Raw genomic sequence first — 20,918 nt, 5'->3', positions numbered from 1 at the left:
CAGAAGGGCGCGGGGCGGCCCGGGAAAGGAACACCAGATGAACCTCGATCTCATCGGCAAGCGCGCGCTGGTCACCGGCTCCAGCGCCGGCCTCGGCGAGGCGACCGCCAGGATGCTGGCGGCGGAGGGCGCGGCCGTCGTGGTCCACGGGCGGAACCGGGACCGGGCGGAGGCCGTCGCGGCGGCGATCCGCGAGGCCGGCGGCACGGCCACCACGGCACTGGGCGACCTCGCCACCGACGAGGGCGCCGCCGAGGTCGCCCGCGCGGCGACGGCCGGCGGCCCGGTGGACATCCTCGTCAACAACGCCGGCTTCTACCGGCACGTGTCCTGGGCGGAGGCGACGCCCGCCGAATGGAGCGACACCTACAACGTCAACGTCGTCTCCGGCGTCCGGATGATCCGGCACCTGGTCCCGGCGATGCGCGAGCGCGGCTGGGGGCGGGTCGTCACCGTCGGGGGCGGCCTGGCCTCGCAGCCGATGGACAGCCACCCGCAGTACAACGCCACGCTGGCCGCCCGCCACAACCTCGCGGTCTCGCTGGCCCGCGAACTCAAGGGCACCGGTGTGACCTCGAACGTCGTCTCGCCCGGCGCGATCCTGGTCGACGCGACGCGCGAGCTCGTCACGCAGATCGGGCCCGCCCGCGGCTGGGGCGCCACGTGGGAGGAGATCCGGCCGAACGCGGTCGACGCACTCATCCCCAACGACCAGGGCCGGTTCGGCGAGCCCGACGAGATCGCGGCGGCGGTGGCGTACCTGTGCAGCGCCTACGCCCAGTACGTCAGCGGGGCCACCCTCCGCGTCGACGGCGGCCTCATCCGCTCCGCCTTCTGAGCGGAACGGGTGCACGTGGGCGCCCCGGGGCGCCCGGGACGACGGAGGGGGCACCCGCGGAACGCGAGGCGGTGCGGGCATCCGACCGGCGGGTTCCCGACGCGGTCAGCGCGGGGCCGGACGTCCGACCGGGACGGCGCTATGGCGGCGGCGGGCGTAGGCGACCGGGGTCACGCCGAGGTGGCGCTTGAAGTGCCGGTTCAGGTGGGCCTGGTCGTAGAACCCGACGGCCGCGGCCACCTCGACCGGCCGCTCCCCGGCCAGCAGCAGTCGGCGGGCGCGCTCGATCCGCAGCCCGGTGAGATAGGTGTGCGGGGGCAGGCCGTAGGCGCGGGAGAAGCTGCGGATCAGGTGGGTGGGGTGGGCGTGCAGGAGCGAGGTGGCCTCGCCGAGGGTCAGGCCGTCGGCGAGCCGGGCGTCCAGCAGCTCGCGCAGCCGCGCGGCGAGGCGGTCGCCCTCGCGGCCAGGGGGCCGCACCCGGTGCGCGTCGAGGTGCACCAGCAGGCGCTCGCGGACGAAGGCGAGGCGGGACTGCGCCTCCAGCGCGTCGTCGCGGTCGCGCAGGGCCGCGTGCAGGCGGTGCACCCGCGCGCGCAGCGCCGCGTCGCCCAGGATCGGCCCGGCGACCGCCTTGCCGGCCAGGCGGGCGGGCAGCACGTCCGTGCTCAGGTACAGCACGCGCTTGCGGAAGCCCGTCGCGTTCACGGTGCGGCCGTCGTGCGGCACCCCCGGGGGCAGCAGGACCACGCGGCTGGCGTCCGTCGCGCCGTGGCGGGTGCGGTCCAGCGCGAAGTCGACCACCCCGTCGTCCAGCAGCATCAGGTCCCACGTGGTGTGCGTGTGCACGGGGTAGGCGTGGTGCGTGAAGTGGGCGTGCAGCACTTCCGTGATGCCCGGGACCTTCGGGCGCCACGCGTCCACCCGATGGATTTCGGCGCCGACCATGCCCCCAGTCTGCCCCGTCCGCGGAACCACGGGACCTTGCGGTCCGCCGTGGCCGGTCGGTCCCGCTCTTCCCGGGGCGCTTCGGGCGGGAGGGGCCTCTCCCGGCGGAGGCGAGGGGAACGTCGTCACGGTCAGCCGGCGTGTCCCGTCTCACGGAGGCGGTTTCGCCACGGTGCGGTGGTGGACTTCCCAGTCGTCGTGGATCGCGGTGAACGCGGGGTGGACGTGCTGGTCGAGGTAGTCGGTGTGGGTCCGCAGGCGGGCGATGAGCGCGGCCAGCTCCGCCGGGTCGTGGCACACCGTCTCGTCGCCGCTGCCGACCTGGACGGTCAGGACCGGGTGCACCGGCGCGTCGGGCACCTCGCGGTCGGCGAAGGGGCGGCACGTGACCGCGCAGAAGTACGCCAGCACGAACCCGTCGCCGTCCAGACCGTCGCCCGGGCCCACCAGGGGGTCGACGACGTCCTCGAAGTAGCGGAACAGCTCGACGTCGACCAGGGCGACGGGGAGGTGGTGCGGGTCCACCTCGGACCTGCTGGGGTCCTCGTACGCCCACGGCGGCAGGTACCAGGACACCGTGACGCCGTTGGTCGCCATGACCCGCCAGGTGCGGGGCCGCCCGGTGGTCCGTAACGCGGCGACAGCCGCTTCGTCACCGGCGGAACTCACGCTTCCCCGTCCGTCGGCGGCTCGTCCCCGGTCTGCTCGGCCAGCAGGGCGCGCAGGAGCGCCAGCGACGCCGCCGGGGTCATCGCGAGGTCACGCAGCGCGTCCAGTGTGCCCCGCAGCGACTCGACGTCCTCCGGGTCGTCGGTCAGGTGGTCGCGCCAACCGCCCTGCATGCACGCCACCGCGCCACCGTCGTGGAGGTAGGCCAGCTCCAGCGGGGAGCGCACGTGGTGCGGACCGGCGTCGAACGGCACCACGTGCACCACGACCCCCGGCCACTGCGCCGCGTCGACCAGATGCTCCACCTGCCCGGTCCACGTCTTCGCGTCCCGCGCCCCGCGGCGCAGCACCGCTTCGTCGATCAACGCCCGGTACCGCAGCCGCGCGCCGACCAAGCGCACCTGTCGGTCGCGCAGGGCCGCGATCTGCTGGTCCGCCTGCCCGTTGCCGAGCTGGGCCAGGTGCAGGAGTTCCCGCGTGTAGGCGGCGGTCTGGAGCAGATCCGGGAGGGTGCCGGGGGCGTACTCCAGGATGTTGGCCGCCTTCGCCTCGAACGGGCCCATCCCCCCGGTGAGTTCACGGTCGTGGAACTCGTGCTTCGCCAGGTACCACAGCCGTTCCAGCAGGTCCCCGGTCCCGTACACCCTGTCCAGGGTGCGCGCCACCAGCACGTGCCCCAACCGGTCCCCTTTCTCCACCCGGTGAAGGAACGACTGCTCGTAGCACGTCTTCTCCCCGAGCTGCACCAAACTCATCCCCGACCGGTTGCGGAGAACGCCCACCTGGTACGCGTACATCCTCCGCGCCGAGAACCACTCCGGAGGAACGCCGTTCCTCCACGCGGCATTGCCGCACGCATCTGCTTTGCCGGCCATACGAACGCCTCTTCTCCTTCTACGGTGCTGCCCTCGGTGAGAACGGGGAACGTGATCTGAAATCACCCTCCCTGGTCCGGGCCCGGGGGAAAAGTGACACGGTGGGGGCAGCGAACCGGACATGGGGACAGCGTCGATGTCCCCCCGGTGTCCTCTTGCGTGTCCCCCGATGCGTGGAGCAGGCTCACGGTAGGCACTCGCTCAAGGAGGGCTGATGAGTGACGACAGACCGGCATGGGCCCGGCGCATCGCAGCGGAGCGCGCAGCGCGCAACTGGTCACAGCTCGACGCCGTTCGGGCGCTGCGGGCCCATGCCCCCTCGGAGTTGCCGAGCGATGACAGCATGGTGCGGCAGTGGAAGCGTTGGGAATCCGGGAAGGTGCCGGGAGATTTCTACCGTCCCGTCATCGCGGCCGTTTTCGGAACCGTCACCTACGCCCTTTTCCCGGAGTCGACGCGCAGGAACGGACGCGCCGCAGCCGCCTCGGTCGGTGAAATGGAGACGTTCGAGATCGTCAGCCGGCTCCATCGGTCGGACGTGGACAACGCCACCTTGGAAGCACTGCGGATCACGACGGATCGTCTCTGCTCGGAATACCCGTACGTGCCCAGCGAGCAACTTCTCCTGGAAGGACGGCAATGGTTGCGGCGCGTTGTCGAACTCCATGCGAAGAGCTTGACCCTTGCCCAGCACCGGGAGGTCCTGGCGCTGTCCGGGTGGCTCGCCCTGTTGGTCGGGTGTGTGGAGTACGACACCGGCGACCGACGTGCCGCGGAGACCACCCGGCGGGCGGCGCTCTCGCTGGCCTCGGAGGCGGACAACGCCGAGGTCTCCGGTTGGGGGCACGAGATGCGCGCGTGGTTCGCTCTGACCACCGGTGACTACCGGGGCGTGATCGCCGCATGCCAGGCCGGAACGGAGGCGGCGGGCCACCATGGGGTAGCCGTGCAGCTCGCCGCCCAGGAGGCGAAGGCATGGGCCCGGATAGGGGACCGACGGCAGACCGAGGTGGCACTCGAACGGGGGCGGCGACTTCTCGAAGGGATGCCCTACCCCGAGAACCTTGACCACCACTTCGTGGTGGACCCGGCGAAGTTCGACTTCTACGCCATGGACTGCTACCGGCTGGTAGGAGAGGACAGGCTCGCGCGGACGCTGGCAGAGGAGGTGGTGCGGGCCGGGACGGACTTCGACGGGACGGAGCGGTCGCCGATGCGCAACGCCGAGGCCCGGGTGACCCTCGGTGTCGCCGCGGCACGTGAGGGTGACCTCGAACAGGCACTTGTCCACGGCGAGCGAGCGCTGAAGGGTGAGCGGCAGTCCGTTCCCTCCCTCGTCATGACCAGCCGCGAACTGGCAGCAGTGCTCCGGGGCCGTTACAGCACCGAGCCAACCGCTCAGGAGTACCTGGCGCACCTTCGCGACCTCGGCAAGGAACAGCCGGGCTCCAGGGTCCCGGGGGAGTAACGCGTTCGGCGACGACCGTGCCGTCCTCTCCTCACCGCACAGGGCACGCCGAGCCGTCCGGAGAGGGGTCCGCGACCAGGCCACGGCTGGCAGGTGGTCCTGGAACCGACGGCCGGGGGCCGTACCCGGTGCGCGTCGAGGTGTACCAGTAAGCTTTCGCGGACGAAGGCGAGGCGGGACTGCGCCTCCAGCGCGTCGTCGCGGTCGCGCAGGGCCGCGCGGAGGCGGTGCACCCGTGCGCGCAGGGCCGCGTCGACCAGATGTTCCATCTGCCCGGCCCACGTCTTCGAACGGCCCCATGCCTTCAGTAAGTTCACGGTCGTGGTACTCGTGCTTCGCCAGATACCACAGCCGCTCCAGCAAGTCCCCGGTCCCGTACGCCCTGTCCAGGGTGCGCGCCACCAGCACGTGCCCCAGCCGGTCGCCTTTCTCCACCCGGTGAAGGAACGACTGTTCGTAGCACGTCTTCTCCCCGAGCTGCACCAAACTCATCCCCGACCGCTTGCGGAGAACGCCCACCTGGTACGCGTACATCCTCCGCGCCGAGAACCACTCCGGAGGAACGCCGTTCCTCCACGCGGCATTGCCGCACGCATCTGCTTTGCCGGCCATACGAACGCCTCTTCTCCTTCTACGGTGCTGTTCGTGATCGTGGCGGTGCCATTCGGCCCGGCCGCGGGGGCGACGCGGGGTTCCCGGCTTCCTGCCCGCGAACTGGAGCCCGCGGCTCCCTTCCGAGGGATCGGTCCCCCGGGACCGGTCGCGCGGTCGCCGGGGTTCTCCCGCCTGACCACACTCCCGGGTGGGAGCTGGGACGCACCACGGCGGAAAAGCTGTACTTTCGCGGCGTGTTGGCTGCGCGGGGTACCCTGACCAGGGCGGACAGAGCGGGACGGAGTGCGGTATGGCAGCCAGGCGGCAGCGCTTCGCGGAGCGACGGAAGGCGCGCGGGTACACCCAGGAGCGGTTTGCCGACGCACTCGAAGTGGACCGGACCACTGTGCAACGCTGGGAGCGGGGAGAAGGCGGCCCGCATCCGCATCTGCGTCCCAAGGTGGCGCTGCTTCTGGGGCTTGCTCCCGGAGAACTGGAGGAGGTCCTGTCCTCCGGTCCAACCGTGTCCGTAGCGGCGGTCCCTCGGGCTTCTCGTGGAATCGAGGCCCACGACGATGAATCGGACGCATGGGAGTTGGCGCGTCGTGTGCAGGCGAGCGACGTAGGAAGCGAGACCCTTGATCGTCTTGAGTCTGCTTTCGACGTCCTTGCCGCGGCGTATCCGAAGTCCCCGCCGCAGGATATTCTGCAGCGCGTGAGGCGGAATTCCTCCTATGTGCTGCACCTGCTGGACGCGAAGAAAACCCTGGCAGAGCATCGGCGGTTGCTGGCCATCGGCGGGTGGCTGTCTCTGCTGGGTGCGACGGTTCACATCGACCTGAAGCAGGAAGATGCCGCAACGGCGCGCCTGCAAACGGCTGTGGCACTGGCTCGCCAGGCGGAACACCCGGAAATAGAGGCGTGGTGCTACGAAACGGAAGCCTGGCGTGTGCTGACGGACGGCGACTATGTCCGCGCTGTCGAGCTTTCTCGGATTTCGCAGGAAATCGCTCCGGCCGGAAGTTCGGTGCTGATCCAGTCAACCGCCCAAGAAGGGCGGGCGCGTGCGCGGCTGGGGCAGGCAAGAGAAACGTACTCGGCAATTGAGCGCGTCCAGAATATGTCATCCGCGTTCGCGCCGCCGGAACTTCCCGAGCATCACTACCAGTACGACCCCGGAAAGTCGCTCTCGTACACGGCGACCACATTGGCTTGGCTCGGTGATCCGGCGGCCGAGCCCTTCGCCCGAGAAGTGATTTCCCGGCTGGACCCTGGTCGTGATGTGGCGAAATGGCCGCGACGGGTGGCGTCGGCGAGTATCGATCTGGCTCTGGTTCTGGTGGCGGGGAACCGGCTTGATGAAGCGTGCGACGCGGCACAGAAGGCCATTCTGTCTGGTCGACTGGTGCCGTCCAACCACTGGCGAGCGCGGGAAGTCGTGGATTCCGTCGAGGCCGGGCAACTGCCGGAAGCGGTCGATCTGCGCGAGGCGTTCGAAGCTCTCAGCGCCCTTGACGCGTGAGCCCGGTCCACGTTCTGCGGCCGCTCGGCGCTGAGTGCCCAGCACGACGGGCGGGGTCGGCCTCTCCCTCACCGCGCGGGGGCACGCCGAGCCGTCCGGAGAGGGGTGGTCCGCGACCAGCACAGCGCCCACAGGTGGTCCCGGAACCGACAGGTCCGGGAACCCGGGGAGGGTCAGGGGCGCGGGGGCACCGACTCCGTGAGGATGACCTGCTGGAGCACCCGCGCGGCCCGCGGCGGCGCCACGTCACTGCGGTGCGCCAGCGCCACGGTCCGCCGAAGCCCCGGGGGCGCCAGCGGCGTGACCCGCAGACCTTCGCCCGCCCGCGCGGCCACCGTGGAGGGCACCACCCCGATCCCGAGCCCGGCCCGCACGAACCCCAGCACCGCGTCCATCTCCCCGCCCTCGACCGTGAAGCCCGGCTCGAACCCGGCGGCGCGGCAGGCCGCGAGCGTGAGGTCCCGCAGGTCGTAGCCGTGCCGGAACATCACCATCGGCTGCCCGCGCAGATCGGCGACCCGCAGCGGCGCCGGCGGCGGCTCCGCGTCCAGCGCCGAGACGACGACCAGGTCCTCCTGGAACAGCTCCACCGTGGTGAGCGCGGGCGACGGGCTGGGCAGCGGCAGCACCACCAGCGCGAGGTCCAGCGCACCGCGCGCCAGCCCGCGGACCAGGTCGTGGGAACCGCCCTCCTCCAGCAGCAGCCGGATGCCGGGGTGCCGGTCGTGGAAGGCGCGCAGCACGTCCGGCAGCAGGCCGGTGCACAGGCTCGGCGTGGCCCCCAGCCGGACCCGCCCGCTGCGAAGCTGAGCCAGCTCCAGCACCTCGTGCCGCGCGGTGTCCGCGTCGGCGAGGATGCGCAGCGCCAGCGGCAGCAGCGCCTCCCCGGCGTCGGTGAGCGCGATGTTCCCGCGCGCCCGGCTGAACAGCGGCGCCCCCAGCTCCTTCTCCAGCGTCCTGATCTGCTGCGACAGCGAGGGCTGCGAGACGTGCAGGGTCTGCGCGGCGCGGGTGAAGTGCCGCGCCTGCGCGACCGCCACGAAGTACGCCAGTTGCTGGAACTGCATCCCCCCAGCGTACGCCGTCGATAGGCACCAGCTATGGAAACAAGCCGGATCATGTCTTGGACCACTCATCGGGTGGCGCCCTACCGTCGTGTCCATGGCACTGGCAACCCGGACCGACCGGCGGCCGCCCACGCTGAGGACGGCGTGGGACTCCACCGTCGGCAAGAAGGCGGTCATGGCGGTGAGCGGCCTGGTCATGCTGCTCTACCTGGTCGCGCACATGCTCGGCAACCTCAAGATCTTCTTCGGCGCGGACGACTACAACGGCTACGCGCACTGGCTGCGCACCCTCGGTGAGCCCGCGCTGCACTACGAGTGGGCGCTGTGGATCATCCGGGTCGTCCTGGTGGCGGCGGTGGTCGCGCACGGCGTGACCGCCTTCCAGCTCAGCCGCCGCGACCTGCGGGCCCGCCCGGTCGGCTACGCGCACCGCAGGGCCCGCTCCAGCTACGCCACCCGCACCATGCGCTGGGGCGGGGTGATCCTCGCGCTGTTCATCGTCTGGCACCTGCTGGACCTGACCACGCTGACGGTGAACCGCAACGCCGAGCCCGGCCACCCCTACCAGAACGTGGAGGCGACCTTCCACACCTGGTACGGCGACGTGATCTACATCGTGGCGATGCTCGCGCTCGGCCTGCACGTCCGGCACGGCTTCTGGAGCGCCGCGCAGACGCTCGGCGCGGGCAACCGCCGCCGCGACCGCGCCCTGAAGGCCACCGCCACCGGTCTGGCCGTGCTGCTGACCGCCGGCTTCATCGCCGTGCCGGTCGGCGTCATGACCGGAACCGTCCACTGAGGGAGCCGAGTTGAACGACTACACCCGCTACGGCACCGGCGCGCCCGTCGCCGACACCAAGGCTCCCGACGGGCCGATCGAGGACCGCTGGGACACCCGCCGCTTCACCGCGAAACTCGTCAACCCGGCCAACCGCCGCAAGCACCGGGTGATCGTGGTCGGCACCGGCCTCGCCGGCGGTTCGGCCGGCGCGACCCTCGCCGAACAGGGCTACCACGTCGTGCAGTTCTGCTACCAGGACTCGCCGCGCCGGGCCCACTCCATCGCCGCGCAGGGCGGCATCAACGCCGCGAAGAACTACCGCAACGACGGCGACTCGATCCACCGGCTCTTCTACGACACCGTCAAGGGCGGCGACTTCCGCTCCCGCGAGTCCAACGTCCGCCGGCTGGCGCAGATCTCGGTGGAGATCATCGACCAGTGCGTCGCGCAGGGCGTCCCCTTCGCCCGCGAGTACGGCGGGCTGCTCGACACCCGCTCGTTCGGCGGCGTCCAGGTCTCCCGCACCTTCTACGCCCGCGGCCAGACCGGCCAGCAACTGCTGCTCGGCGCCTACCAGGCGCTGTCCCGGCAGATCGCGGCCGGCAACGTCGAGATCCACCCGCGCACCGAGATGCTGGACCTGCTGGTCGTGGAGGGGCGGGCCCGCGGCATCGTCGCCCGCGACCTGGTCACCGGCGAGATCAGCACCCACCTCGCCGACGCCGTGGTGCTCGCCTCCGGCGGCTACGGCAACGTCTTCTACCTGTCGACCAACGCGATGAACTCCAACGCCACCGCGATCTGGCGGGCGCACCGCCGCGGCGCGTACTTCGCCAACCCGTGCTTCACCCAGATCCACCCCACCTGCATCCCGCGCACCGGCGACCACCAGTCCAAGCTGACGCTGATGAGCGAGTCGCTGCGCAACGACGGCCGGATCTGGGTGCCGAAGGAGAAGGGCGACACGCGCCCGCCGGCCGACATCCCCGAGGCCGAGCGCGACTACTACCTGGAGCGGATCTACCCCTCGTTCGGCAACCTGGTGCCGCGCGACATCGCCTCCCGCGCCGCGAAGAACGTCTGCGACGAGGGCCGCGGCGTCGGCCCCGGCGGCCAGGGCGTCTACCTCGACTTCGCCGACGCCATCACCCGGCTGGGCCGGCGCGCGGTCGAGGAGAAGTACGGCAACCTCTTCGAGATGTACGAGCGGATCACCGCGGAGAACCCGTACGAGGTGCCGATGCGGATCTACCCGGCCGTGCACTACACGATGGGCGGCCTGTGGGTGGACTACGACCTCCAGACCACCGTGCCCGGGCTGTTCGCGATCGGCGAGGCCAACTTCTCCGACCACGGCGCGAACCGGCTCGGCGCGTCCGCGCTCATGCAGGGGCTGGCCGACGGCTACTTCGTGCTGCCCGCCACCCTCAACGACTACCTCGCCCGGCACCCGGCCGCCGACCCGGTGGACCCCGCGCACCCGGCCGTCACCGAGGCGGTGACCGCGACCGAGGAGCGGCTGCGCCGGCTGGTGAGCGTGGACGGCGACCGGACCGCCGACTCCTTCCACCGCGAACTCGGCGAGCTGATGTGGGAGTTGTGCGGGATGTCGCGCACCGAGCAGGGCCTGCGCAAGGCCCTGGACCGCATCCCGCAGATCCGCGAGGAGTTCTGGCGCCGGATCAAGGTGCCCGGTACCGAGGCGGAGTTCAACCAGTCCCTGGAGCGCGCCAACCGGGTCGTGGACTACCTCGAACTCGCCGAGCTGATGTGCCTGGACGCCCTGCACCGGGCCGAGTCCTGCGGCGGCCACTTCCGCGAGGAGTCGCAGACCCCCGACGGCGAGGCCGCCCGCCGCGACGACGAGTTCGGCTACGCCGCCGGCTGGGAGTTCACCGGCACCGGCAGGCCCCCGGTGCTGCACCGGGAAGAGCTCGTCTTCACCGAAGTCCACCCCACCCAGCGGAGCTACGCATGAGGCTCACCCTGCGCATCTGGCGGCAGAAGAACGCCGACGCCCCCGGTGCCATGACCCCCTACGAGGTCGACGGCGTGTCGCCCGACATGTCCTTCCTCGAAGTCCTCGACACCCTCAACGAACGCCTCACCCTCGACGGCGAGGACCCGGTCGCCTTCGACCACGACTGCCGCGAGGGCATCTGCGGCGCGTGCGGCGTCGTCATCAACGGCGACGCGCACGGCCCGGAGCGCACCACCAGTTGCCAGTTGCACATGCGGTCCTTCCGCGACGGCGACACCATCGACGTCGAGCCCTGGCGCGCGGCGGCCTTCCCGGTCGTCCGCGACCTGGTGGTGGACCGCTCCGCCTTCGACCGGATCATCTCCGCCGGCGGCTACGTCTCGGTGCCCACCGGTGCCGCGCCCGAGGCGCACGCCACGCCCGTGCCCAAGCCCGACGCCGACCGCGCCTTCGAGCACGCCGAGTGCATCGGCTGCGGCGCCTGTGTCGCCGCCTGTCCCAACGGCTCCGCGATGCTCTTCACCTCCGCGAAGGTCAACCACCTCGCCGCGCTGCCGCAGGGCGGCCCGGAGCGCGAGACCCGCGTGCTGGACATGGTCGGGCAGATGGACGACGAGGGCTTCGGCGGCTGCACCCTCACCGGCGAGTGCGCGAACGCCTGCCCCAAGGGCATCCCGCTGATGTCGATCACCGCCATGAACAAGGAGTGGCTGCGCGCCAACCGGCGTGCGGCGCGCAGCCGTTGACCTCCTGAGGGCGACGGGGACGTCCCCCGGCGGCCGGCGGCCCCGGTCAGCCGCTGACGCTCGGCAGGCCGGTCTCCAGGTGGCCGGTGAAGCGCTGCGACCAGGACGGGTCGCTGCTGACCGTCACCGTCATGTCGTACCAACCGTTCGAGACGGTCACCGCGTTGAAGTAGTCGGCCACCTGGCCGCCGGCCGGCACCTGGTACGTCCACGGCCCGTCGGAGCGGTAGTGGCCGGCGGTGACGGTGAAGGTGACCGCCGCCGTGCCGTGGTTGGCGAGGGTGAACCAGAGCGCGAGCTTGCCGGTGCTGCTGGTCACGGCGTAGGAGGGGGTGACGGCGACGTCCTTCCCGGGCGCGGTGGTGTCGCCCTGGAAGCGGCGCAGGAACCGGTTGGGTCCCACGACGCCCAGGTCGTACTTCCCGTCGCCGTAGCCCGCGCCGCAGTTGAAGAAGTCGCTCGTGGCGGCGCCGGCGGCCACCGTGTACTGCCAGGGCCCGCCGCCGCGGTGGGCGTTGGCGTACGCGGCGAAGTGCACCGCGCGGGTCGAGCGGGCGTCGGTGTTGTCCATCGCCAGCCAGACCTTGGTCACCCCGCCGGAGCCGAACTCGATGTGGTCCAGGCGGGCGTCCGGCTGGTACGGCAGGGCACGCGCCGGCCGGGTGCCGGACTCCTGCGCGGGCAGCGCGTTGGTGACCGGTGCCGGGTTGGGCAGCGGCGCGCAGGACGACTCGCCGATCACCGCGGAGGTGTCCGGCAGCGACGGCAGACCGGGCATCGGGTGGGCGAAGTCGAAGGCGGAGGTGAGGTCGCCGCAGACCGAGCGGCGCCAGGCGCTGATGTTCGGGCAGGTGGCGGGGGTGCCGAGCGCCGCCGTCCAGGTCTCCAGGAAGCGCAGTACCGAGGTGTGGTCGAAGACCTCGGAGTTCACCCAACCGCCGCGGCTCCAGGGCGAGACGGCGATCATCGGCACCCGGACACCGAGCCCGATCGGGGTGCCGGTGTAGAACTCGCCCGCCGTGCCGGCCACGGGGACCGGCGGCGGCACGTGGTCGAAGAACCCGTCGTTCTCGTCGTAGTTGAGGAAGAGGATCGAGGAGTTGTAGACGGCCGGGTCGGCGCCCAGGGCGTCGATCACCATGTGCACGAAGTGGGCGCCGTCCGCGGGCGTCGCGTAGGGATGCTCGGAGGAGCCCTCGTCGGCGACCACCCAGGACACCTGGGGGAGCGTGCCCGCCAGCACGTCGGCCCGGATCGCGGCGGCGATGTCGTTCGGGGTCCTGCCGGTGGCCTTCGGCACCGAGCCCATGCCCCGGTCGTGCAGCGGGGTGCCGGCGGGCGCGGAGCTGAACTGCGTGAAGTAGGCCAGGGCGTTGTCGGTGAAGTTGTCGGCCGCGTTCTGGTACACCTTCCAGCTCACGCCGGCGGCCTGGAGCGCCTCGGCGTAGGTCTGCCAGCGCAGGCCCGACTCCGAGCCGCCGTCGTAGGCGGGGCCGCCGCTGCGGCCGTCCGGGTCGATCTGGCCGCTCCAGTGGAAGGTGCGGTTGGGGCCGGTGGCGCTGAGCGTGGAGCTGAAGTAGGCGTCGCAGACGGTGTAGTTGTCGGCGAGCGCGTAGTGGAAGGGGATGTCGTCGCGCTTCAGGTAGCCGAGGGTGCGGACGTTGCCCTTGGCGGCGATCCAGCCGTCCATCCGGCCGCCGTTCCACGCCGCGTGCTGGTCCGCCCAGCCGTGCGCGAGGTCGCCGTTGCACTGCGCCAGCCGCTCGGGGTCGGCGCCGCCGGCCGGTTCGGTGGCGCTGAACTGCCACGGGTACTGCCGGCCGGTGCCGTTGGGCTGGTCGAAGACGCTGTAGCCGCCCGCGATCTGGATCGCGCTGCGGTCGGCGAAGCCGCGCACGCCCTTCAGCGTGCCGAAGTAGTGGTCGAAGGAGCGGTTCTCCTGCATGAGGACCACGACGTGCTTGGCGTCGGTGAGCGTCCCGGTGGCCTTCGGTGCGGCGGCCGGTGCCGGACCCGGCTCGGCGGCGGTGGCCTCCGCCGCCCCGCCGACGGTCGCCGCGGCGGCCGCCCCGGCCGAGATCGCCATGAACGTCCTGCGGCTGACGTCGCTGATGTGGTGGAACCTCTCCGTGGGGGGGTGGGGGGAGTGCGGGTCCGGGCCGGGCCCGCTACTGCGGGGTCACGTAGGCGCCCGAGATCCCGCCGTCGACGAGGAAGGTGGACGCCGTGACGAACGACGAGTCGTCGCTCGCCAGGAACGCGACCGAGGCGGCCAGTTCCTCCGGTTCGGCGAACCGGCCGAGAGGAATGTGCACCAGGCGGCGCGCGGCCCGCTCCGGGTCCTTGGCGAACAGTTCGCGAAGAAGAGGGGTGTTGACCGGCCCCGGGCACAGCGCGTTGACCCGGATGCCCTCGCGGGCGAACTGCACTCCCAGCTCCCGGCTCATCGACAGCACCGCGCCCTTGGACGCCGAGTAGGAGATCTGCGAGGTCGCCGCGCCCATCACCGCCACGAACGACGCCGTGTTGATGATCGAGCCCTTCCCCTGCCGCCGCATGTGCGGGATGGCGTACTTGCAACACAGGTAGACGCTGGTCAGGTTCACCTCCTGCACCCGGCGCCAGGCGTCCAGGCCGGTGGTGAGGATGGAGTCGTCCTCCGGCGGGGAGATGCCCGCGTTGTTGAACGCCACGTCCAGCCGCCCGTAGGTGGCGACCGCCGTCTCGTACATGCCGCGGACCGCGTCCTCGTCGGTGACGTCGGCCCGGACGAACAGGCCGTCCACCTCCCGCGCGGCGGCGGCACCGGTGTCCTCGTCCACGTCCACGCAGACCACCCGGGCCCCCTCGGCCGCCAGCCGGCGGGCGCTGGCCAGGCCGATCCCGCTGCCGGCACCGGTGATCACGGCGACGCGGCCGTCCAAGCGTTGTGCGAGCGTCATCTGCTCAGTCCTCCGTGGCGATGAATACGTTCTTGGTCTCGGTGAAGGCATGGAGCGCGTCCGGGCCCAGCTCGCGGCCGAGTCCGGACTGCTTGAAGCCGCCGAAGGGGGTCGAGTACCGCACCGACGCGTGCGAGTTGACCGACAGGTTGCCCGCCTCGACCGCCCGCGCCACCCGGATCGCCCGCCCCACGTCGCGGGTCCAGATCGACCCCGACAGGCCGTAGGGGGTGTCGTTGGCGATGCGGACGGCGTCCTCCTCGTCGGTGAACGGCACCACGGTCACCACCGGCCCGAAGATCTCCTCGGTGAACGCGCGGTCGTCGGGCCGCACCGGCGACAGCACGGTCGGCGGGAACCAGAAGCCCGGCCCGTCCGGGGCACTGCCGCGGAAGGCGACCGGGGCGTCCTCGGGCACGTAGCCGGCCACCGCGTCGCGCCGGGCCGCCGAGATCAGCGGCCCCATCTCGCTGGCCGGATCGGCCGGATCGCCGACCCGCACCGCTTGCACCGCCGGCTCCAGCCGCGCCATGAAGTCGTCGAACACCGCGCGCTGCACCAGGATGCGCGAACGGGCGCAGCAGTCCTGCCCGGCGTTGTCGAAGACGGCCGACGGCGCGGTCGCGGCGGCCTTGGCCAGGTCGGCGTCGGCGAACACGATGTTGGCGCTCTTGCCGCCCAACTCCAGTGTCACCGGCTTCACCTGGGCCGCGCAGCCGGCCGCGACCTCCTTGCCGACCCGGCTGGAGCCGGTGAAGACCACCTTGGCGACGTCCGGGTGCGTGACGAAACGCCGCCCGACGACGTCGCCGCGGCCGGGCAGCACCTCCAGCACGCCCGGCGGAAGGCCCGCCTCCAGCGCGAGTTCGCTCAGCCGCAGCGCGGTGAGCGGGGTCAGCTCCGCCGGCTTGAGCACCACCGTGTTGCCGGCCGCGAGGGCGGGGGCCAGCGCCCACCCGGCGATCGGCATCGGGAAGTTCCAGGGCACGATGACGCCCACCACACCGAGCGGTTCGTGGAAGGTGACGTCCAGCCCGCCGGCCACCGGGATCTGGCGGCCGGACTGCCGCTCGGGCGCGGCGGCGTAGTACTCGACCACGTCGCGGACGTTGGCCGCCTCCCACCGCGCGTTGCCCAGCGTGTGGCCGGAGTTGGCGACCTCCAGCCGTGCCAGGTGCTCGCGGTCGGCGTCCACCGCCGCCGCGAACGCCCGCAGCAGCCGGGCCCGGTCGGCCGGCGCGATCCGGCGCCACGTCGTGAACGCGGCCCGGGCGCGGGCGACCGCCGCGTCGGTCTCGGAGAGGCCGGCCATCGGCACGCGCGCGATGATCTCCTCCGTGGCCGGGTTCACCACCGGCCACGGCCCGCCGCCGGAGTCCGGCGCGGAGGTCTGCGGTTGGGGCATCAGCTGTCCACCCTGTTCTCGAAGCGGTCGATACGGTGCGGGTGCGGGCGCGGATTCGGGCCGGTGCGGCGGAGGGCGGTGGGCCGGGCGCCCGTGCCACCGGGGCGCCCGCGCTCCCGACGACCCGGCCGGCGACCGGCGCGCGGCCTCATCGCGCGCCGCCCCGGGTCGCCGCCGTTGCCGCTCGTGTCGCCGCTGCCGCAGCGAACGCGGTGAACGCGGCGAACAGCCGGGGTTCGTCCGGGTCCGCCTCCGGATGCCACTGGACGCCGACGGTGAACCCGCCGCCGGACACGGCCGGTTCGACCGCCTCCACCGTGCCGTCCGCGCTCCAGGCGCTGGGCACCAACCCCGTGCCCAGGGTGTCCACCGCCTGGTGGTGGTAGCAGGACACCTCGGCGGACCCGCCGAGGACGCCGTGCAGGACGCTGCCCGGCCGGGTGCGTACCGTCCGGCGCCCGAACGTGGCGCGGGCCGGCTGGTGGGTGAGGTCCCCGATCCGGTCCGGCAGGTGCTGGACCAGGGTGCCGCCCAGCGCCACGTTGAGCACCTGCATCCCGCGGCACACCCCGAGCACCGGCAGCCCGCGCTCCAGCGCACCGCCGAGCAGCGCGAACTCCCAGGCGTCGCGCAGCGGGTGGGGAGCGCCGGTGCGCGGGTGCGGTGCCGCTCCGTAGCGGGCCGGGTCCACGTCGGGACCGCCGGCGAGCACCAGGGCGTCGAGGCGGTCCAGCACCTCGGCGGTTCCTCCGTCCTGCGGCGGCAGCACCACCGGCACTCCGCCGGACCGGGCGACGGACTCCACGTAGGTGTGCGGCAGCAGCGCCGCGGGCTGCCGCCACACGCCCCAGGCCGCCTCGTCGAGGTAGCCGCTGACGCCGACCAGCGGGCGGCGCGTCACAGCCGCTCGAATCCGCGGCGCCGCTCCCAGTCGGTCACCGCCCGGCCGAACGCGGCCAGTTCGGTCCGCCCGGCGTGCGCGTAGTGGCGGACGACGTCCTCCCCGAAGGCCGCCGCGGCCGGTGCGCTGCGCTCGAAGGCGTCCACCGCGTCCCGCAGCGTGGCCGGGACGCGCGGCGCCCGTGAGGCGTAGGCGTTGCCGGTGAACTCCGCCTGGAGCGGCAGCTCCCGCTCCACGCCGTGCAGCCCGGCCGCGACCAGCGCGGCCACCGCCAGGTACGGGTTGACGTCGCCGCCGGGCACCCGGTTCTCGAACCGCAGCGAGGGCCCGTGGCCGACCACGCGCAGCGCGCAGGTGCGGTTGTCGCGGCCCCAGGCGATCGCGGTCGGCGCGAAACTCCCCTCCACGTAGCGCTTGTAGGAGTTGACGTTCGGCGCCAGCAGCAGTGCGAAGTCCGCCAGGCAGGCGAGCTGCCCGGCGAGGAAGTGCTCCATCACCGGCGAGAAGCCGTGCGGGCCGTCGCCGGCCATCACCGGCGCGCCCGTGTCGTCGCGCAGGCTCAGGTGCACGTGGCAGGAGTTGCCCTCCCGCTCGTCGTACTTGGCCATGAAGGTGAGGCTCACGCCGTCCTGGGCGGCGATCTCCTTCGCGCCGGTCTTGTACACCGCGTGGTCGTCGCAGGTGGCCAGCGCCGGACCGTACTTGAAGGCGATCTCGTGCTGGCCGGGGTTGCACTCGCCCTTCGCCGACTCGACGGTCAGGCCGGCGCCGGCCATCCCGTTGCGGATGCGGCGCAGCAGCGGCTCGATCCGGGAGGTGCCGAGGATGGAGTAGTCGACGTTGTACTGGTTGACCGGGGTCAGGCCGTGGTAGTCGCGGTCCCACGCCTGCTCGTAGGTGTCGCGGAAGGCGATGAACTCCAGCTCGGTGCCCGCGTAGGCGTGCCAGCCGTGCCCGGCGAGGCGGTCGAGCTGGCGGCGCAGCACCTGCCGGGGCGAGACACTGACCGGGGCGCCGTCGTGGTGGGTGACGTCGCACTGGACCATCGCGGTCGCCGGGTGCCACGGGACCATCCGCAGGGTGCCGAGGTCCGGGGCGAGCACGAGGTCGCTGTAGCCGGCGTCCCAGGAGGACACGGCGTAGCCGTCGACGGTGTTCATGTCGACGTCCACGGCCAGCAGGTAGCCGCAGCCCTCGGCCGCGCCGGGCACCACGTCGGTCAGGAAGAAGTCGGCCGCCACCCGCTTGCCCTGGAGACGGCCCTGCATGTCGGTCATCGCCAGGACGACGGTGTCGACCGCGCCGGACGCGATGCGCCCGCGCAACTCGTCGAGGGTGAGGCGGCTGCTGCTCAACGGGGCTCCAGATCGTTCTCGACGGGGTCGGCCGGCGCACCGCCGTCCTGGATCCGGGGGCCGGTGAACCAGCGCCGGGCCGAGGCCAGCCACCACACCCCCGCGAAGCCCAGCACGACGCAGACCGCGACCGGCGTGTAGTTGAAGCTGAGGGCGGTGATCGGGCTGACGGTGGGCAGCATGAACAGCAGCGTGATCAGCCCGGTCCAGCCGACCGCCACGCTGCCGACCAGCCGGCTCCAGCGCCCCAGGTGCCACGGTCCGCGCGTGAACGCGTCGCCCTGCCGCAGCCGCAGGTACACCGGGATGACGTAGGCGATGTACAGGCCGATCACCGAGACCGAGGTGACCGCGGCGTAGGCGGTGGAGTTCCACAGCGCGGGCAGGCCGAGCAGGAAGGCGCCGCCCGCGGCCAGCCACACCGCGCTCGTCGGGGTCTGGGTGCGCGGGTCGATCCGGTGCCACAGCCGGGAGGCGGGCAGCGCGCCGTCCCGCGAGAAGGCGTAGATCATCCGGGAGTTGGCGGTGACCGAGGCCATGCCGCAGAAGAACTGGGCACCGATCACGATCAGCAGCAGGAGCTTCGCGCCGGTGTGCCCGATCGCGTCGATGAAGATCTGCGCCGGCGGCACCCCGCTGCCGGTGGTCCGCTCGCCGTCGTAGTCCTGGATGGCGAAGGTCAGCCCGAGCAGCAGGACCCAGCCGGCGACCAGCGACACCACGATCGCGTTGACGATGCCGCGCGGGCCGGAGCGGGCCGCGTCGTGGGTCTCCTCGGTCATGTGCGCGGAGGCGTCGTAGCCGGTGAGGGTGTACTGCGCCAGCAGCAGGCCGAGCATGGCGACGTAGAACGGGCTGTGGAAGCCGGTGTCGTCGACGAACCTGCCGAGGACGAAGGACGCGGAGGAGTGGTGGTCGGGCACGAACACCAGCACCCCGACGATGACGAGCACGCCCACCAGGTGCCACCAGACGCTGACGTCGTTGAGGAGCGCGACCAGCCGCACGCCCAGGGTGTTGAGCAGGCCGTGCGCCAGGAGGATCACCGCGAAGAGCTCCACGGTGTGGCCGGGTGTGGCCGACAGCCCGAACTGGAGGTCCAGCAGGGCGCCCAGGAAGGTGGCGGCGCCGTAGTCGATGCCCGCGGTGACCGCGACCTGGCCGAGGAAGTTGAACCAGCCGGTGAACCAGCTCCACGCCGGCGCCCGGGAGGGGGCCAGCTTCGCCGCCCAGTAGTACAGGCCGCCGGCGGTCGGGAAGCTGGAGCAGATCTCGGCCATGGACAGGCCCACGCACAGCGTCATCAGCCCGACGACCGGCCAGCCCCAGACGATCAGCGCCGGCCCGCCGGTGTTCATGCCGAACCCGTAGAGGGTCAGGCAGCCGGAGAGGATCGAGACGATGGAGAACGAGACGGCGAAGTTGGAGAAGCCCGACATGGAGCGGGCCAGCTCCTGGACGTAGCCCAGTTCGCGCAGCCGCTGCTCGTCGGAAGCGGAGGAGGCGGGGGAGTGGGGGGAGCCGGGGGAGTGCGGGGTGGCGGTCGGGTCCGGGGGGCGGGGAGCGGACATGGGCGTCTCCCGAGCTGGTTAATGGAATGAACCTGTTCCATTAGCGGGGAGACCGTCTCACCCCGCCGGACGCGCCGTCAAGGGCCGCGCCGGTGACGGGTGGTGCGCGGGGGAGCGGTGGGGGAGCGGCGGGGAGAGCCGTGAGGGGAGCGGTGGGGGAGCGAGCGATGGGGGGTTAGCCGAGGAAGCCGCGCAGCAACGAGGCGGTGGCGGCCAGGTGTTCCTCGGCCGCCTGCCGGGCCCCGACCGGATCGCCGGCCAGGATCGCCGCCACCAGCCGCGCGTGCTGCGCCTGCGAGTGCTCGATGTTCCGCTCCAGCAGCGGGATCGCGTTGAGCAGGTCGTTGAGCCGCATCCGGGTGTCGGCGATGCTCGCCGCCAGCGACCGGGAACCGCTCAGCTCGGCTATCGCCAGGTGGAAGCGGGAGTCCGTGCGCCGGTAGTCCACCGCCTCGCAGGTCTGGGTGTCCCGCAGCCGGTCGGCGAGGTGCCGCCGCTCCTGCGCGCCGAGCGCGCGGCCCGCGGCGAGTTCCGCCGCGCCGATCTCCAGCGCCCGGCGGTAGGCGAGCGTGTCCTCCACCTCGTCCGGCGCCCGCCGCGCCATCCGGCCGAGCGGGCCGTCCTGCGCGCCGGGCCGGTGCGTGACGAACGTCCCGCCGGTACGGCCGCGCCGCGACCGCACGTAGCCGGCCTGCTCCAGCGAGCCGAGCGCCTCCCGCAGGGTCACCCGGCTGACGTGGAAGCGCTCCGCCAACTCCCTTTGCGGGGGCAGCCGTTCACCGTGCGCGACCACCCCGAGCTTGATCACCTGGAGCAGCCGCTCGACGGTCTCCTCGAAGGCGTTCCCGGCCCGCACCGGCCGGAAGAACGCGGCGCCGCTCAGCGTGCCGGGACCGGGCGGCTCGGGCAACTCGCTCATGCGGCCATTCTCCGCCCGGCCGCCGGAAAACGCGTGGGCCCGGCCATGCGGACGTGCGGTGATCGCCCGGTCACCGGACCGGACGCCGACCGGTCACCGAGCCGAGGAGCGCCGCACAAGCGCGCTTCGGACATGCCCGCCCGGCGGAACCCCCCGCGACCTCCAGGACGCGGCAACGCTCGACCGGGAGGAGCACCTGCTCCAGGTGCTGCGGCGGGTGCCGGGGCGGGCGTCCTGACAGGCGCCCCGACGGGTGCCCGGGCGGACGGCCGGGTCCGGCCCGGCACGGGGAGGCCACGTGGGAGCAGCGGGAGCAGACGTGCGATGCCACGCGTCAGG

The 20,918-nt window shown here is 72.3% G+C and carries 17 protein-coding genes and 1 pseudogene; 6 read left to right on the top strand and 12 right to left on the bottom strand.

The features are described 5' to 3' along the window. Nucleotides 1–37 precede the first annotated feature (37 nt). Nucleotides 38–838: an SDR family NAD(P)-dependent oxidoreductase gene (locus tag RVR_RS02985; protein WP_202232303.1), complete on the top strand. Its 801-nt coding sequence runs from the start codon at nt 38–40 to the stop codon at nt 836–838. Nucleotides 839–943: 105 nt separating this feature from the next. Here the strand turns inward: RVR_RS02985 and RVR_RS02980 are convergent, their stop codons facing one another. The 3 genes from RVR_RS02980 to RVR_RS02970 form a co-directional block, all read right to left on the bottom strand. After that, complete coding sequence (locus tag RVR_RS02980; RefSeq protein WP_202232293.1) at nt 944–1,783, bottom strand: helix-turn-helix transcriptional regulator; 840 nt, start codon at nt 1,781–1,783, stop codon at nt 944–946. 150 nt (nt 1,784–1,933) lie between these two features. Next, nucleotides 1,934–2,380 carry a DUF6907 domain-containing protein gene (locus RVR_RS02975; RefSeq protein ID WP_237404535.1) on the bottom strand — a complete coding sequence of 149 codons (447 nt, stop codon included), beginning with the start codon at nt 2,378–2,380 and terminating at the stop codon, nt 1,934–1,936. Nucleotides 2,381–2,448: 68 nt separating this feature from the next. After that, nucleotides 2,449–3,249, bottom strand: coding sequence for a helix-turn-helix domain-containing protein (locus RVR_RS02970; RefSeq protein WP_346731503.1), 801 nt, complete (start codon nt 3,247–3,249; stop codon nt 2,449–2,451). 292 nt (nt 3,250–3,541) lie between these two features. Between RVR_RS02970 and RVR_RS02965 the strand changes: the two genes are divergently transcribed. Then, a complete protein-coding gene (locus tag RVR_RS02965; RefSeq protein ID WP_202232290.1) occupies nt 3,542–4,795 on the top strand; it encodes an NsdA family TPR-like regulatory protein in 1,254 nt (417 codons plus the stop codon). A gap of 369 nt (nt 4,796–5,164) precedes the next feature. Here the strand turns inward: RVR_RS02965 and RVR_RS39050 are convergent. Continuing rightward, nucleotides 5,165–5,329: pseudogene (locus RVR_RS39050) on the bottom strand (helix-turn-helix domain-containing protein); the annotation flags it as partial. A 370-nt stretch (nt 5,330–5,699) separates the two neighbouring features. Here RVR_RS39050 and RVR_RS02960 point away from each other — a divergent pair. Continuing rightward, a complete protein-coding gene (locus tag RVR_RS02960; protein WP_202232289.1) occupies nt 5,700–6,911 on the top strand; it encodes a helix-turn-helix transcriptional regulator in 1,212 nt (403 codons plus the stop codon). A gap of 173 nt (nt 6,912–7,084) precedes the next feature. On the opposite strand, the gene RVR_RS02955 is transcribed toward RVR_RS02960, so the two are convergent. Further along, the gene (locus RVR_RS02955) at nt 7,085–7,978 is read right to left on the bottom strand and encodes a LysR family transcriptional regulator (protein ID WP_202232288.1); all 894 of its coding nucleotides are present in this window, start codon (nt 7,976–7,978) and stop codon (nt 7,085–7,087) included. A 94-nt stretch (nt 7,979–8,072) separates the two neighbouring features. Between RVR_RS02955 and RVR_RS02950 the strand changes: the two genes are divergently transcribed. From RVR_RS02950 to RVR_RS02940, 3 genes are read left to right on the top strand one after another with little or no spacing between them, the layout of a single operon-like run. Further along, nucleotides 8,073–8,777, top strand: a complete 705-nt coding sequence (locus RVR_RS02950) for a succinate dehydrogenase cytochrome b subunit (RefSeq protein WP_202232287.1) — start codon at nt 8,073–8,075, stop codon at nt 8,775–8,777. A 10-nt stretch (nt 8,778–8,787) separates the two neighbouring features. After that, a complete protein-coding gene (locus tag RVR_RS02945; protein ID WP_202232286.1) occupies nt 8,788–10,737 on the top strand; it encodes a fumarate reductase/succinate dehydrogenase flavoprotein subunit in 1,950 nt (649 codons plus the stop codon). After that, entirely contained in the window at nt 10,734–11,486 is a 753-nt protein-coding gene (locus RVR_RS02940) for a succinate dehydrogenase/fumarate reductase iron-sulfur subunit (RefSeq protein WP_202232285.1), read from the top strand. Before RVR_RS02945 ends, RVR_RS02940 begins: the two co-directional genes overlap by 4 nt. A gap of 46 nt (nt 11,487–11,532) precedes the next feature. Here RVR_RS02940 and RVR_RS02935 read toward each other — a convergent pair whose 3' ends face one another. The 7 genes from RVR_RS02935 to RVR_RS02905 all read right to left on the bottom strand — a co-directional run bounded on the left by RVR_RS02935 (nt 11,533) and on the right by RVR_RS02905 (nt 20,579). After that, on the bottom strand, nt 11,533–13,572 hold the full coding sequence (locus RVR_RS02935) for a phosphocholine-specific phospholipase C (protein WP_202232284.1): 2,040 nt from the start codon (nt 13,570–13,572) through the stop codon (nt 11,533–11,535). A gap of 82 nt (nt 13,573–13,654) precedes the next feature. Continuing rightward, nucleotides 13,655–14,428 (bottom strand): 3-oxoacyl-ACP reductase, encoded by a 774-nt coding sequence (locus RVR_RS02930; RefSeq protein WP_237404534.1) that lies wholly within the window; start codon nt 14,426–14,428, stop codon nt 13,655–13,657. A 4-nt stretch (nt 14,429–14,432) separates the two neighbouring features. After that, on the bottom strand, nt 14,433–15,833 hold the full coding sequence (locus RVR_RS02925; RefSeq protein ID WP_202232282.1) for an aldehyde dehydrogenase family protein: 1,401 nt from the start codon (nt 15,831–15,833) through the stop codon (nt 14,433–14,435). Between the two features lie 148 nt (nt 15,834–15,981). Next, nucleotides 15,982–16,734 carry a gamma-glutamyl-gamma-aminobutyrate hydrolase family protein gene (locus RVR_RS02920; RefSeq protein WP_202232281.1) on the bottom strand — a complete coding sequence of 251 codons (753 nt, stop codon included), beginning with the start codon at nt 16,732–16,734 and terminating at the stop codon, nt 15,982–15,984. Then, nucleotides 16,731–18,089, bottom strand: a complete 1,359-nt coding sequence (locus RVR_RS02915) for a glutamine synthetase family protein (protein ID WP_202232280.1) — start codon at nt 18,087–18,089, stop codon at nt 16,731–16,733. Before RVR_RS02915 ends, RVR_RS02920 begins: the two co-directional genes overlap by 4 nt. Beyond that, on the bottom strand, nt 18,086–19,528 hold the full coding sequence (locus RVR_RS02910; protein ID WP_237405216.1) for an amino acid permease: 1,443 nt from the start codon (nt 19,526–19,528) through the stop codon (nt 18,086–18,088). Before RVR_RS02910 ends, RVR_RS02915 begins: the two co-directional genes overlap by 4 nt. A 307-nt stretch (nt 19,529–19,835) precedes the next feature. Further along, on the bottom strand, nt 19,836–20,579 hold the full coding sequence (locus RVR_RS02905; RefSeq protein WP_202232278.1) for a FadR/GntR family transcriptional regulator: 744 nt from the start codon (nt 20,577–20,579) through the stop codon (nt 19,836–19,838). Nucleotides 20,580–20,918: the final 339 nt, after the last annotated feature.

Origin of the sequence: Streptomyces sp. SN-593 (assembly GCF_016756395.1) — a bacterium.
GTDB lineage: Bacteria > Actinomycetota > Actinomycetes > Streptomycetales > Streptomycetaceae > Actinacidiphila > Actinacidiphila reveromycinica.
Note: the sequence above shows the minus strand (reverse complement) of the source record. Positions and strands in the feature narration are given on the sequence as shown.

Bases quoted from the DNA above. Each gene is read 5' to 3' on its own strand.
- RVR_RS02905 (WP_202232278.1), bottom strand. From the start codon at position 20,579: ATGAGCGAGTTGCCCGAGCCGCCCGGTCCCGGCACGCTGAGCGGCGCC.
- RVR_RS02950 (WP_202232287.1), top strand. From the start codon at position 8,073: ATGGCACTGGCAACCCGGACCGACCGGCGGCCGCCCACGCTGAGGACG.
- RVR_RS02985 (WP_202232303.1), top strand. From the start codon at position 38: ATGAACCTCGATCTCATCGGCAAGCGCGCGCTGGTCACCGGCTCCAGC.
- RVR_RS02925 (WP_202232282.1), bottom strand. From the start codon at position 15,833: ATGCCCCAACCGCAGACCTCCGCGCCGGACTCCGGCGGCGGGCCGTGG.
- RVR_RS02940 (WP_202232285.1), top strand. From the start codon at position 10,734: ATGAGGCTCACCCTGCGCATCTGGCGGCAGAAGAACGCCGACGCCCCC.
- RVR_RS02970 (WP_346731503.1), bottom strand. From the start codon at position 3,249: ATGTACGCGTACCAGGTGGGCGTTCTCCGCAACCGGTCGGGGATGAGT.
- RVR_RS02910 (WP_237405216.1), bottom strand. From the start codon at position 19,528: ATGTCGGGCTTCTCCAACTTCGCCGTCTCGTTCTCCATCGTCTCGATC.
- RVR_RS02975 (WP_237404535.1), bottom strand. From the start codon at position 2,380: ATGGCGACCAACGGCGTCACGGTGTCCTGGTACCTGCCGCCGTGGGCG.
- RVR_RS02930 (WP_237404534.1), bottom strand. From the start codon at position 14,428: ATGACGCTCGCACAACGCTTGGACGGCCGCGTCGCCGTGATCACCGGT.
- RVR_RS02935 (WP_202232284.1), bottom strand. From the start codon at position 13,572: ATGGCGATCTCGGCCGGGGCGGCCGCCGCGGCGACCGTCGGCGGGGCG.
- RVR_RS02980 (WP_202232293.1), bottom strand. From the start codon at position 1,783: ATGGTCGGCGCCGAAATCCATCGGGTGGACGCGTGGCGCCCGAAGGTC.
- RVR_RS02955 (WP_202232288.1), bottom strand. From the start codon at position 7,978: ATGCAGTTCCAGCAACTGGCGTACTTCGTGGCGGTCGCGCAGGCGCGG.
- RVR_RS02960 (WP_202232289.1), top strand. From the start codon at position 5,700: ATGGCAGCCAGGCGGCAGCGCTTCGCGGAGCGACGGAAGGCGCGCGGG.
- RVR_RS02965 (WP_202232290.1), top strand. From the start codon at position 3,542: ATGAGTGACGACAGACCGGCATGGGCCCGGCGCATCGCAGCGGAGCGC.